This is a genomic window from Dietzia sp. NCCP-2495, from assembly GCF_026011735.1.
Taxonomy (GTDB): domain Bacteria; phylum Actinomycetota; class Actinomycetes; order Mycobacteriales; family Mycobacteriaceae; genus Dietzia.
The window spans coordinates 38276-51287 of the sequence record NZ_BRVN01000010.1 but is presented as its reverse complement, the minus strand read 5'-3'; the positions used below and the strand labels follow the sequence as shown (position 1 = coordinate 51287).

Sequence of the window (13012 nt, the reverse complement as noted above, 5' to 3'; positions counted from 1 at the left end):
CTCAGCGGAGGCCCAGCTTCGAGGTGCAGGCGGGCCAGGCGCCCCAGCCCTGCGCGGCGAGGACCTTCTCGGCCACAGCGATCTGCTGCTCGCGCGTAGCCAGGTGGGCGCTGGGCGCGTACTGGCCACCACCGAGCGCGGTCCAGGTCTGCGGGTGGAACTGGAGGCCGCCGGAGAAGCCGTTGCCGGTGTTGATGGACCAGTTGCCGCCGGACTCGCACTGCGCGATCGCGTCCCAGGTGCTCTCCTGCGAGGACTGCGGGACGGCGGGCTTGGGCTTGGTCCCGACGGTCACGACGGCGGGCTTCGGCTCGGTGAGGACCTTCTCGGCGCCTCGGACGCGCTCGGTCTCGATGCCGTTGACGCGGGTGACGGAGTAGGTGACCTCGCGCTCGCCGGGGACGCCGGGCTCGGTCACGGTGCGGTCGCCCTCGAGCATCTCCGGGTCCTCGGTGACGGTCTCGGGAGCGTCGAACGGCTCCACGGCGGTCTCGTCGGCCGTGGCGATACGGGTAACGGTGATCCGCGTGTCGGGGCCGACCGGCGTCTCGGGGGCGGGCTCCACGGTGTCCTGTGCGCCCAGCTCCACGCCGAGTCGCTCGAGGAAGTCGCCGACGGTGCTACCGGGCGAGGAGAACGGTGTGTGCGGGCCGCCGTGGTCGGACAGCAGGACCTCTCGCGGGGTCTCGACGGTCACGGTCGCGCCGTCGAGCGGCACCTCGGAGTCGATGCGGGGGCTGACGTAGCTGCGCGGGGGGACGTCGCCACGCTCGGCCACGAATTCGGCGACGGTGGTGGCCGTGGTCCAGACCTGCTCGGTTCGGCCGTCGACCTCCAGCGTGACGGGCCGCGCGCGGTGCAGGGTGACGGTGTCGCCGTCGCCGAGCTGGTCGGGTGCGGTCACCACGTCGCGCTCGTCGACCGAGTACCCGGCCTCCGCGAGCGCGTCACGGACGTCGGACCGGAAGGTCACCAGCTCGACGCTCGAGCCGTCCACCTCGAGGGTGAACTGGGTACGCTGGTCCAGCGCGGCGACGCCGCCCACCACGAGGGTGCTGAGCATGCCGGCCACCGACCACCGCAGGAGTGCGGAGCGGGACTCGTGGATCCGCTTGACGGGGGCGAGCAGTCCCTTGGTCGCGGCGGTGGGATTCCCCTCCGCCGGGGTGTCGGTCCGTGCGTCGTCAGCCACTGGTCGGTTCTCTCCTCGCGTCGCGCACGCCCGGATTGGGCGTCAGCGTTTCATCACGATAGCGTAACGAGACGGCGCGCAGGGGGCAACGTGAGTGCCCTGACATGCGACGACGACGAAGTGGCGTGATCACAATTTGTTACCTAAATCCCGTGAGTCACATCAGTCACACAGCTCGCCGGGTACCAAAAGTGGCTACCGGACCCGCTCGTCAGACCGTCAGACCGAAGATCTCCCGCGCGGTGTCGGCGACCCCGGCGACGAACTCATCGGGCTCCTGCCCGCGCACCTCGGCGATCGCCCGGGCGGTGTAGCCCACCAGCCCCACCTCGTTGCGGGCACCGCGGAACGGCTCGGGCGCCATGTACGGGGCGTCCGTCTCGACGAGGATCTGCCCGGCGGGGGCCAGTCTGGCCGCCTCACGCAGGTGATCGTTGGCCTTGAAGGTCACGTTCCCGGTGAACGAGAGCACGTAGCCGCGATCCAGGGCCTCCTTCGCCACGTCCAACGGCGAGGAGAAGCAGTGGAGCATCACGCTCGGGACGCCCGAGCCCGGACCCGCCACCTCGTCCAGCACGCGCATGAGGTCGTCGTCGGCCTCACGGTTGTGGATCATCAGACACTTGCCGAGCCGCGCGGCGAGGCCCGCGTGCCAGCGCAGGGACTCCTCCTGCTCGGCCGGATCCGCGCAGCCCTCCATCGTCCCCACCCAGTAGTGGTCCAGGCCCGTCTCCCCCACCGCCACCACGCGCGGATGGGCGGCGAGCTCGGCGAGCCGGTCCCGCACGGCGGGGCCGGTCTCGGGGTCGGTGACCTCGCGGGCCCGGGTGGGGTGCACGGCCACGGCCGCGTAGACCCGCTCGTCGGCCTCGGCGGCGACCACCACGGCCTCGGACTCGGCCAGGTCGTCGCCGACGGTCACGATTGCGGCGACCCCGGCCAGCGCTGCCCGGTCCGCGGCGGCGCGCACCTCGTCGGCGGTGCGGTGGCCACACGAGTACAGGTGCGTGTGCGCGTCGACGAGCCCGGGTAGCGGCTCGGGCAGGACCGGGGTCGGGCGGGACTTGCGCTTGCCCACGACGCTCAGGCCTCCTGCTCGCCCTGCGGCTGGATGGGCGCCCACTCCGGGCCGGTCTCGGCCAGTTCCGTGTCGAGCTTGGTGAAGACCGGGGTGGGCTTGCTCAGCGCGGTACCGGGGGCCATGTCGGTTCGACCCCAGTGGGCCTGCTGCGCGGCGTAGTCGCCGGTGATAACGGGGTAGCTGCGCCCGGCCTCGGGCACGCCCGCACCGACGGGGTCGACCGGCATGTCGTCGGCGACCTCCTCGATCCGCGGCATTGCCGCCCACTCGCCCGTGCGGCCGAGAGTCTCGTGGATCTTCTGCGCGGAGGCCGGCAGGTACGGGGTGAGCAGCGTGTTGGCGTCGGAGACCACCTGCAGGGCAGTCCACAGGACGGTCGCAAGACGCTCGGCCTGCTCGGGGTCCTTGGCGAGCTTCCACGGCTCGGTGGCGGCGATGTACTGGTTGGCGCGGTTCACGATCCGCATGGCCTCGGTGATGCCGGCCCGGAACCGCGACTGCTCCAGCGCCGCGCCCACCACGTCGTACGCCGCGAACGCCTCGTCGAGCAGCTCGCGGTCCTCGGCGGCGAGCTCGCCGGGCGTGGGCACCTCGCCGAAGTTCTTGTGCGCCATCGAGACCGTGCGGTTGACGAGGTTGCCCCAGGACCCCACGAGCTCGTTGTTGATCCGGCGGACGAACTCGTCCCACGTGAAGTCGGTGTCGTTGTTCTCCGGCCCGGCCACGGCGATGAAGTAGCGCAGCGGGTCGGGCCCGAACTCGGCGAGGAAGTCCTCGACGTAGATCACCACGCCCTTGGACGAGGAGAACTTGGAGCCGGACATGGTGAGGTACTCCGAGGAGACCACCTCGGTGGGCAGGTTCAGCGCACCGAACTCACCGGGCTCTCCCCCCGAGGCGCCCCGGCCGTCGTAGCCGAGCAGCTCGGCGGGCCAGATCTGGGAGTGGAAGGTGATGTTGTCCTTGCCCATGAAGTAGTACGAGAGCGCGTCGTCGCCCGTCCACCAGCGGCGCCACGCCTCCGGGTCGCCGGAGCGGTGCGCCCACTCGATCGACGCCGAAAGGTAACCCACCACTGCGTCGAACCACACGTACAGCTTCTTGGCGTTGTTCTCCGACCAGCCCTCGAGCGGGATCGGCACGCCCCAGTCGATATCGCGGCTCATCGCGCGCGGGCGCAGGTCCTCGAGCAGGTTCAGCGAGAAGCGCAGGACGTTGGGTCGCCAGTCCTTCCGCTCGCGCAGCCAGTCCCCCAGCGCCTCGGCCAGCGCGGGCAGGTCCAGCAGGAAGTGCTCGGTCTCGATGAACTCCGGGGTCTCGCCGTTGATCTTGGAGACCGGGTCCACCAGGTCGGCGGGGTCGAGCTGGTTGCCGCAGTTGTCGCACTGGTCGCCGCGCGCGCCACCCGCACCACAGATCGGACAGGTGCCCTCGATGTAGCGGTCCGGGAGCGTGCGGCCCGTCGACGGACTGATCGCGCCCATTGTGGTCTCGCGGATCATGTAGCCGTTCCGGTACAGCCCCAGGAACAGCTCCTGCGTCACCGCGTAGTGGTTCCGCGTGGTGGTGCGGGTGAACAGGTCGTAGGTCAGCCCGAGTCCGGCGAGGTCCTGGACGATCTGCCGGTTGTAGCGGTCGGCCAGCTCCTGGACGGACACGCCCTCCTTCTCGGCCTGGACGAGCAGCGGGGTGCCGTGCTCGTCGGTGCCCGAGACCATGAGGACGTCGCTGCCGACCATGCGGTGGTAGCGGGCGAACACATCGGAGGGGACACCGAAGCCCGCCACGTGTCCGATGTGCCGGGGGCCGTTCGCATACGGCCACGCGACCGCGGTGAGGACTGTCTTCGCCATGGGATACAGACTAGGGGGTCGCGGGGGCACCTCCCGATCAGGTGGTGCCCCCACTGTCCCCTGGCTAGGCCTCGGCGCCGCCGGACGCGGCCTTCCGGCGACCCTGCTGCGACTTGGGCAGCATGTAGGTCCGCTCGGTGATGAACGGGTCCGCGGACAAGGCCTTGAAGATCGACACGCACAGTGCCGTCAGGACGAGCACGAACGGCGACGCCGCGATGATCGTCAGGTTCTGCAGACTCGTCAGGGCACTTGAAGGATCACCCTCGCTCAGGCCCGGGAGCAGCATGAGCACCGCCACCGACGCGGTGAGCACGCCCCAGAGGATCACGAATGGCTTGCGCGGCTCCTCGGCACCGAACTGGGACATTCCGGCCATGATGATCGACGCCGAATCGGCGCCGGTGATGAAGAAGATGCCGACGAGGATCATCGCCACCACGGCGAGCACGCCGGTCATCGGCAGCTCACGGAACAGGTTGAACAGCTGCGCGGTCGAGTCGCCGTCGCCGTAGATGCTGTGGCCGTCGAGCTCGAGCTTGAGCGCGGCGCCGCCGAAGATCGCGAACCAGACGATGCTCAGCGCACTGGGGACGATGATCACGCCCACCACGAACTCGCGGATGGTGCGGCCGCGGGAGATGCGGGCGAGGAACATGCCGACGAAGGGCGACCAGGAGATCCACCAGGCCCAGTAGAAGACGGTCCAGCCCGACAACCAGTCGCCGGCCTCACCGTTGGCGCTGGCGCCGGTGCGCGAGGCCATCTGGAAGAAGTTCTGGAAGTACCCGCCGATCGAGGTGGGGATGAGGTCGAGGATGAACACGGCGGCACCGGAGGCCACCAGGACGAATATCGCCAGGAGCACGGCCAGCACCATGTTGATGTTGGACAGCCACTGGATGCCGCGCTCGATGCCACTGACGGCGGAGGCGACGAAGCACAGGCCCAGCACCACGATGATGCCGATCACCACGGCGATGCTCTGCCCGCTCACCGCGCCGGTTTCCTGCAGGCCGGTCTGGATCTGCAGGGCGCCGAGGCCGAGCGAGGCGGCGGTGCCGAAGACGGTGGCGAAGATCGCCAGCACGTCGAGGACCTTGCCCATCCAGCCCGCTGCCCGCTCCTCGCCGATCAGCGGAGTGAACGCGCTTGAGATGAGGTGGCGTCCACCGTATCGGTAGGCGGTCAGCGCCAGTGCCAGGCCGACCACCGCGTAGACGGACCACGCGTGCGCGGTCCAGTGGAACGTGGTGGTGGCCATGGCGGTGGTCACACCGGGACGGGAGCCGGGCGGTGTGGTGAGGAAGTGGGACAGCGGCTCGCTCACGCCGTAGAACATGAGCCCGATGCCCATGCCGGCGGCGAACATCATCGAGATCCAGCTCGACGTGCGGTACTGCGGCTTCTCGTCGTCGCCGCCCAGTCGCACGGTGCCGTACTTACTGAACGCGAGCCACAGGACAAACGCCACGAACGCGGTGCCGGCGAGCACGAACAGCCAGCCGACACTGTTGGCGGTCCAGGAGAAGGCAGCCTCTGCTGCGGAATTGAAAGAACTAGTGAAGACCAGTCCCCAGATCAGGACGCCCACCACGAGGGCCAGCGCCGGGTAGAACACCCCGTTACTGATGCGGGTCGGAGGCGCCCCCTTCCCGGGCGGGCCCGGCTGAGAAGGTGGTGAGGACCGTTCTGCGTCGATGGTCATGAGTCCAGCATTAGCACGTCACACCCCGCCCGTGGGGTGAAACTCCCTTTCACCATTGGCCCCATCGGCCCCGTCGGTCACGTGCACTACCTCGGGAAACGCAGGCTTACCCGCATTCGCCTGACCCGCGCCGATCGTTCGACTGTCCCGGGCCGACGGCGTTCCCCTGCGCCCCCGTGCAGGGGCGCCGGCCCCCGACTGGACCACATGCCCCCGGTTCTGCCACCGTTGTCTCCGTGCACACATGGGCGGACCTGCCGCCGGATCCGCTCCGCGTCCTGGACGCCCTCGCCCGCCGCGCCACGCACGAGGGTCTGGCGCCGCCGGCCGCGCTGCTCGGGAACTGGTTGGGGTCGGCCGCCGTGATCGCCCCGTCCGTGGCCCTTCAGACCGTCGATCCCGGATCCGCCTTCGACCGCCCGTCCGGCGACGGGTCCTCCCGCTACGTCCTCGGTTTCCGTTCCTTCCCGGACGTCCCGCGCGGCGCCACCTCGCTGCTGCCCGAGGCAGTGTCCGGGCGCGCCGAGGGCCTGCTCGTCCTGAGCCACGACGGCCGGTGGTCCACCCGTGGCGCGGTGCCCTCCCCCGCCGCGCTCGCCCTGACCTCTCAGACCCCGGGCCTCGACGACGACAACGCCGCCTCCCTCCTCTGGTCCGCACCGGACCGGGAGGCGCATCAGGCGGCGGTGGAGGACTGCCTCGAGGCGATCCGGGCCGGCGAGATCTATCAGGCCTGTCTGTCGACGCGGCTGGACGGGCGGGTGCTGGGCGAGCCGGTGGACCTGTTCCTCGCGCTGTGGCGCCGGACCGGTGCGCAGCGCGCGGCGTTCCTCCAGGGTTCGTGGGGGGCGGTCGTCTCGCTCTCGCCGGAGACGTACCTGACCCGCACGGGCCGGGACGTGTTGTCAGCCCCCATCAAGGGAACGCTCCCCCGCAGCGCCGACCCCGCGCTCCTGCGTGCGTCGGACAAGGACGTGGCGGAGAACATCATGATCGTCGACCTCGTCCGGCACGATCTCGGACAGACCGCCGACACGGGTTCGGTGACCGTTCCCGACTTGCTCGCGGTCCACGAGGCCCCCGGGGTGTGGCACCTCGTCTCGACCGTCGCGTCGCAGACCGACGTCACGCATCGGGAGCTCGTGGAGACCACGTTCCCTCCGGCATCCGTCACCGGCACTCCCAAGCTGCGAGCCCGGGAACTCATCGCCGGCTGGGAGCCCAGGGCTCGCGGGCTGCACTGCGGCGCCATCGGGATCTCGGGCCCGGACGAGCTGGACCTGTCGGTGGCCATCCGCACGATCGAGATCAGCCCGGACGGCCGTTGTGAGTTCGGCGTCGGCGGCGGCATCACCATTGACTCCGACCCGCAGGCCGAGTGGGAGGAGTGCCTGCACAAGGCCGCGTTCACCTGGGGTGGCGGCCCGGCGCCGTGGTGAGCTGACCGCCCGCCGGTCAGTCGTCGGCGGCGCGCGAGTCGAGTACCGCCTGGTAGAGGTCCCGCTTGGTCACGCTCGCCCACTCGGCCACCGCGGCGCCGTGGCAGCGGGGCTGGGCGAGTCCCTGGTAGCGGGGCTGGGCGGAGCCCGCGTGGCGGTGTTGGCCGGCACGTCGACTCTCCCGGCACCACATCTACCGCCCGCGTGGCCTGCATTCCCCCGGTACGTCGCCCACCAACCTCAACACCCACCACCCTCAAATTTGGACATCACCAGCGAGATGACACGCCGTCAAAGTCTCGCTGACTACTTCCAAATTGAGGTTTGAGCCTGGTTGGGCCGTCGTAACGCTGCGACCGGCCCCTGAGGCCGCGAGATTTCATCTGAGACAGGACCTGGCGGCATCGATGCAGGTCGGCGGGCACTCGAGAGACGGCACAAGCGCAGGAGACCGCGTGGCTGTGAATGGTCGTCGCACTGATCCACAGGTGGCCTCTCTGAGAGGAATTCCGGCTCCGCGACGCCCGACAGTGGAGGCGTGTCTCCGACCAGAATTCGTGCCGCCGCAGATTCCGACGCGTTCGCCGACGCCGTGTTCCGGGGCCGTCCGTTCGTCGGCGCGGCCGCGCAGGCAGCCGGTATCGTCACCGAGCACGAGCTGCGCACGCTGTTCAGGCGAGTCCTGCCCGGCATCTACCAATTCGAAGGCTTCGACTGTGACGTCTACACGCGTGTCCGGTCGGCATGGCTCTGGGCACCACGTGGTGCGATACTCGCGGGACCAGCAGCGGCGCTCCTCCACGGGGAGTATCAGGTCGCGCCGGTACACGCTTTCCGCAGTGTCGACCTGTGCCTCCCGCACTCCGTTCGTGCTCCGAATGGAATCCGGATTCGACGCCTCCGGCAGCCCTTGACCTCGGCAGATATCAGCGAGAGGCACGCGATGCGGTGCACCTCGCCCGAACGGACCGCACTGGACCTGGCGCGGTGGACGCGGGATCCGCTCGCGGCCACCATCGCCGTGGATGCCCTCTGCAACGTCACCGGGACTCCTGCGACCGATGTCGAGCGCATCGCGCACTCCACATCCGGGCTCCACGGTCGCAGGCGCGCGCTGTACGTGCTCGGACGCAGCGATCACCGTGCTGATTCACCACGCGAGACCCGGGTCAGGCTGATCATCGCCGATTCGTCGCTGCCTCAACCTGACCTGCAGGTGAATATCGCAGACTCCGCCGGACGCCACATCGTCAAGGCCGACCTGGCGTACCGCAAGTACCGGGTGGCCCTGCTCTATGACGGCGAGCACCACCTCGACCGTGAACAACGAGACTGGGATTCCGCCATGACTGCGCGACTGTTCGACGAGGGGTGGCTGGACCTGAGAATCACAGCGGGCATGCTGCGAGATAGTGACACGCTGTTGCGGCGGATCGCGGAGAAATTGCGGCGACAGGGCTGCCCCGATATCTGACCCCGGCACCTGACCACGCTGACTGACCACGCTCCGCCCCACCCCCACGGTTTGGACATCATCAGCGAGAGGACACGCCGACAAAGTCTCGCTGATTACTCCCACATCAGAGAAGTCGGCGGCCGAGGCTGCGGCTGCGGCTGCGGCTGCGGCTGCGACGCCACCAGCCACCACCTCCCGATTGGCAGTCACCAGCGAGACGACACGCCGAGAAAACCTCGCTGAGTACTGCCAAACCAGCAGATGTAGCTGCGAAGGTGGCGTCTAATCGTTCTCGGCGCGGGCGTCGAGCACCGCCTGGTACAGCTCGCGCTTGGTCAGCGACGCACCCTCCGCCACCACCCCGCACGCGTCCTTGAGTCGCTCACCGGCAGCGACGCGCTCTTCGACGATCTCGACCAGGTCCTCGAGCGAGGCCTCGGTATCCGCCGCGGAGGCGCCCTCGAGCACCACGACGATCTCACCCAGCACCCCGCCGGCAGTGAGCTCGGCCAGCTCCGCGAGGGTCCCGCGCAGGACCTCCTCGTAGGTCTTGGTGAGCTCCCGGCACACCGCGGCGCGGCGATCCGGCCCGAGCACCTCGGCGGCCTCGGCCAGGGTGTCGGCCACGCGGTGCGGCGACTCGAAGAACACGCAGGTGCGCTCCTCGGCGACCAGCCGGGCCAGCCACGTGCGACGACGCCCGGCACGGCGCGGCGGGAATCCGTCGAAGCAGAAGCGGTCCACGGGCAGTCCGCTGAGGACGAGCGCGGTGGTCACGGCCGACGGCCCCGGCAGGCACGTCACCGGCAGCCCCTCCTCGATACAGGCCGTCACCAGCGAATACCCCGGGTCCGAGACCGCGGGCATACCGGCGTCGGTCACGACCGCCACCACGTCACCCGACCGAACGCGATCGAGCAGCTGCGGCACCCGCCCGGCCTCGTTGTGCTCGTAGAAGCTCATCACCCGGCCGCCGATGCTGACCTCCAGCGCCGCGGCCAGTGAGCGCAGGCGCCGGGTGTCCTCCGCCGCCACCACGTCGGCGGTCTCGAGCAGCTGACGCAGGCGGCCCGAGGCGTCTGCCGGGTTCCCGATGGGGGTGGCCGCCAACACGACCCGTCCGGACGTCATGCGGTCCACACTATCCCTGCCGCCCTGCGGGACCTGCGGACCCTGTGGCACCCGGGTGCCTCTGCCGACCGCCGGTAGTGGTCATGAGTCTGATCGCGACCAGCAGATCCTGCAGATCAGCGAAACCGCGTAGGTCGCACCCGGTGCGCTCGGCGATGCGCTCGAGCCGGTAGTAGGGCGCCGAACGTACCGGCCTACCCGGTGCACCTCTTCGGGGTGCTGCTGGCCGGGGGCGTCGTCGTTCCGCTGAATCCTCTGCTCAAGGCCCGCGAGGTCGGGTATCACCTCACCGACGCGGGTGCCACGGTGGTGTTCACGGTGCCCGAGGCGGCCGACGAGGTGCAGGCGGGCGCGACACCGGCCGGGTCGAGGGTCGCCGTCGTCGCGGGTGACGGTGGTCCCGCACCGAGCGCCCCGGGACGGTCCCCGATCGCCGATCGTGACGACGACGATACCGCCGTCATCCTCTACACCTCTGGCACGACCGGCCGCCCCAAAGGGGCCGAGCTGACACACGAGAACCTGCGCAGCAACGCTGCCGTGACGCGCGAGACGCTGATCGAGACCGGGCCGGACGACGTGGTCATGGGCTGCCTGCCGCTGTTCCACGTCTTCGGCCTGACCTGCGGGCTGCTCGCCTCGGTCCAGGCCGGGTCCTGCCTGAGTCTGATCCCGCGGTTCGACGGCGCCAAGGCCCTCGAGGTCATCGAGCGCGACGGCGTGACCGTCTTCGAGGGCGTGCCGACGATGTACGCGGCGATGTTGGCCGCACGGGACGCCGACGGCACCCTCGGTGGGGATGTGGCGACGATCCGCACGTGTATCTGCGGCGGCGCCCCGCTCCCGGTCGAGTTGCTCAACCGGTTCGAGGCCACGCTCGGGTGCGTGATCCTCGAGGGGTACGGGTTGTCCGAGAGCGCCCCGGTGGCGTGCTTCAACCACCCGCACCTGGAGCGCAAGCCGGGCACGGTGGGGGTCTCGGTGGCGGACGTGGCGTTGCGGGTCGTCGACACCGAGGGCAACGAGGTGGCCGACGGCGAGGTGGGCGAGATCGTCATCAGCGGCCCCAACGTCATGAAGGGGTACTGGCGCCGTCCCGAGGTCACGGCCGAGACGGTCGTCGAGGGGTGGCTGCGCACCGGGGACCTGGCCGTCCGCGATACCGAGGGCTGCTTCACGATCGTGGACCGGAAGAAGGACATGATCATCCGCGGCGGCTACAACGTCTACCCGCGCGAGGTCGAGGAGGTGCTGTACGAGCACCCGGGGGTCGCCGAGGCGGCCGTGATCGGCATCCCACACGAGACGCTGGGTGAGGAGGTCGCCGCCGCCGTCGCCCTCAAGGCCGGTCATGAGGCCAGCCCGGACGACGTGCGCGAGTTCGTCAAGGAACGCATCGCGCCCTACAAGTACCCCCGCGAGGTCTGGATCGTCCCGGAACTGCCCAAGGGCCCGACCGGCAAGATCTTGCGTCGTGAGGTCCACGCGCCGGTCGGGACCTGACGCCCCGCCCGATTCGGGACCACGGCCGTCCCGGTCCGGGCAGGGCCCCACTATGCTCGCCGTGTGACCTCGACCCTCGGTGCGCGCCACCCCGGAGGCCCGCCCTCAGCCGGCGTGCCCCCGGTCGGCGAGCGCTCCCCGGTCAGCGAGCGCTCCCCGGGCCGCACGCTCCCCGCCCCCGACACCGGGCCGGTCGAGACCGTCCGCGATCTCATCGCCACCAGCGTGGTCCTGGTATTAGCGTTCGTCTCCAGGTTCTGGGGACTGAACTCGGCCACCGACGGCGGCACCCCGATCTTCGACGAGAAGCACTACGCACCCCAGTCCTTCAACATCTCCCAATTGGGCATCGAGGAGAACCCCGGCTACGGACTGGTGGTCCACCCGCCGGTGGCCAAGCAGATCGAGTCGATCGGCGGGTTCCTGTTCGGCTACACCCCGCTCGGCTGGCGCGTCACCGCCGCGATCTGCGGCGTCCTGGTGGTGCTGCTGGTCATGCGCATCACCCGCCGGCTGACGCGGTCCACGCAACTCGGGCTCATCGCCGGATTGCTCCTCTGCCTGGACGGGGTCACGTTCGTCACCTCCCGAATCGGCATGCTGGACATCTACCAGGTCCTCTTCGTCGTCGCCGCCGCCGGTGCCCTCCTGGTGGACCGCGACCAGATGCGCGGGCGGATGCACCGCGCCGCGCTCGCCGGGCGCGTGCACCTGACCGATCTCGGGCCCCGCCTCGGGTTCCGCTGGTGGCGCTTCACCGCGGGCGTGATGCTCGGCCTGGCGCTGGGCGTCAAATGGTCTGGCCTGTACTTCATCGCGTTCTTCGGCCTCATGACCGTCGCCTGGGACTGGGCGCTGCGGCGCCGCTACGGCGTCGCCCGCCCGCTGGCCGGGGCGCTGGTGCGTGATGCGGTCCCGGCGTTCGCCAGCCTGGTGATCTGGCCGCTCGTCCTCCACCTCTTCTCGTGGCTGCCGTGGTTCGCCGACGAGAACGCGGTGTACCGCCACGTCGTGGGGACGAAGGTCCAGGACAACTGGCTGCCCGACTCGATCCAGTCGTGGCTGTACTACCAGTCCTCGGTCCTGGACTTCCACGCCGCGCTCACCACGTCCGCCGGCAACCGGCATCCGTGGGAATCCAAGCCGTGGGTGTGGCCGATGAGCCTGCGGCCGATGCTCTATTACATCGAGCAGGGCGAAGACGTCGCCGGCTGCGGCCAGGACTCCTGCGTGCGCGCGATCATGCTGCTGGGCACGCCCGCGATCTGGTGGTTGGCGATCCCCGTGCTGGCGTGGGCGTTCTGGCGTGCCGTGGTCTGCCGCGACGGGCGGTACGCGTTCGGGCTCGTCGGCTACTGCGCGGGCTACGTGCCGTGGTTCTTCCAGCACGACCGGCAGATGTATTTCTTCTACGCCGCGGTGATGATCCCGTTCTTCGTCATGCTGCTCGCGTTGGTGCTCGGCGAGATCGCGGGCAAGTCCACCGACTCCCCCCGGAGGCAGATCGTGGGCCGCTCGATCGTGGCCCTGTACCTGTCCCTGGTCGTGGTGAATTTCATCTACATCACGCCGATCCTCGCGGGCCTGCCCATCACCCCCGCCGAGTGGTCCCTGCAGCTGTGGTTGCCGTCGTGGCGCTGACCGCGGCG

The 13012-nt window shown here is 69.8% G+C and carries 10 protein-coding genes and 1 pseudogene; 5 read left to right on the top strand and 6 right to left on the bottom strand.

Annotation, left to right across the window (positions count from 1 at the left end; all coding sequences use genetic code 11):
* Window position 1: 1 nt before the first annotated feature.
* From OPF83_RS10430 to OPF83_RS10415, 4 genes are all read right to left on the bottom strand, one after another.
* A complete protein-coding gene (locus OPF83_RS10430) occupies window positions 2-1192 on the bottom strand; it encodes a resuscitation-promoting factor (protein WP_264887391.1) in 1191 nt (396 codons plus the stop codon).
* Window positions 1193-1403: 211 nt separating this feature from the next.
* Window positions 1404-2270 (bottom strand): TatD family hydrolase, encoded by an 867-nt coding sequence (locus tag OPF83_RS10425; protein ID WP_264887389.1) that lies wholly within the window; start codon window positions 2268-2270, stop codon window positions 1404-1406.
* Window positions 2271-2275: 5 nt separating this feature from the next.
* Window positions 2276-4126, bottom strand: a complete 1851-nt coding sequence (gene metG, locus OPF83_RS10420) for a methionine--tRNA ligase (RefSeq protein ID WP_264887388.1) — start codon at window positions 4124-4126, stop codon at window positions 2276-2278.
* Window positions 4127-4190: 64 nt separating this feature from the next.
* Window positions 4191-5834 carry a BCCT family transporter gene (locus tag OPF83_RS10415; RefSeq protein ID WP_264887386.1) on the bottom strand — a complete coding sequence of 548 codons (1644 nt, stop codon included), beginning with the start codon at window positions 5832-5834 and terminating at the stop codon, window positions 4191-4193.
* Between the two features lie 236 nt (window positions 5835-6070).
* Between OPF83_RS10415 and OPF83_RS10410 the strand changes: the two genes are divergently transcribed.
* Window positions 6071-7273 carry an aminodeoxychorismate synthase component I gene (locus tag OPF83_RS10410; protein WP_264887385.1) on the top strand — a complete coding sequence of 401 codons (1203 nt, stop codon included), beginning with the start codon at window positions 6071-6073 and terminating at the stop codon, window positions 7271-7273.
* Window positions 7274-7289: 16 nt separating this feature from the next.
* Here OPF83_RS10410 and OPF83_RS10405 read toward each other — a convergent pair whose 3' ends face one another.
* The gene (locus tag OPF83_RS10405; RefSeq protein WP_264887383.1) at window positions 7290-7466 is read right to left on the bottom strand and encodes a hypothetical protein; all 177 of its coding nucleotides are present in this window, start codon (window positions 7464-7466) and stop codon (window positions 7290-7292) included.
* 345 nt (window positions 7467-7811) lie between these two features.
* On the opposite strand from OPF83_RS10405, the gene OPF83_RS10400 reads away from it, so the two are divergent.
* Window positions 7812-8747 carry a hypothetical protein gene (locus tag OPF83_RS10400; protein WP_264887382.1) on the top strand — a complete coding sequence of 312 codons (936 nt, stop codon included), beginning with the start codon at window positions 7812-7814 and terminating at the stop codon, window positions 8745-8747.
* A gap of 264 nt (window positions 8748-9011) precedes the next feature.
* On the opposite strand, the gene rsmI is transcribed toward OPF83_RS10400, so the two are convergent.
* Window positions 9012-9860, bottom strand: coding sequence for a 16S rRNA (cytidine(1402)-2'-O)-methyltransferase (gene rsmI / locus OPF83_RS10395; RefSeq protein WP_264887381.1), 849 nt, complete (start codon window positions 9858-9860; stop codon window positions 9012-9014).
* 183 nt (window positions 9861-10043) lie between these two features.
* Here rsmI and OPF83_RS17515 point away from each other — a divergent pair.
* The 3 genes and pseudogenes from OPF83_RS17515 to OPF83_RS10385 all read left to right on the top strand — a co-directional run.
* Window positions 10044-10937 (top strand): annotated as a pseudogene (locus OPF83_RS17515) (AMP-binding protein); the annotation flags it as partial.
* Window positions 10935-11363, top strand: a complete 429-nt coding sequence (locus OPF83_RS17510) for a hypothetical protein (protein WP_375546251.1) — start codon at window positions 10935-10937, stop codon at window positions 11361-11363. The pseudogene OPF83_RS17515 and the gene OPF83_RS17510, both read left to right, overlap by 3 nt.
* Window positions 11364-11477: 114 nt before the next feature.
* Window positions 11478-13004 carry a dolichyl-phosphate-mannose--protein mannosyltransferase gene (locus OPF83_RS10385; protein WP_264887483.1) on the top strand — a complete coding sequence of 509 codons (1527 nt, stop codon included), beginning with the start codon at window positions 11478-11480 and terminating at the stop codon, window positions 13002-13004.
* Window positions 13005-13012: the final 8 nt, after the last annotated feature.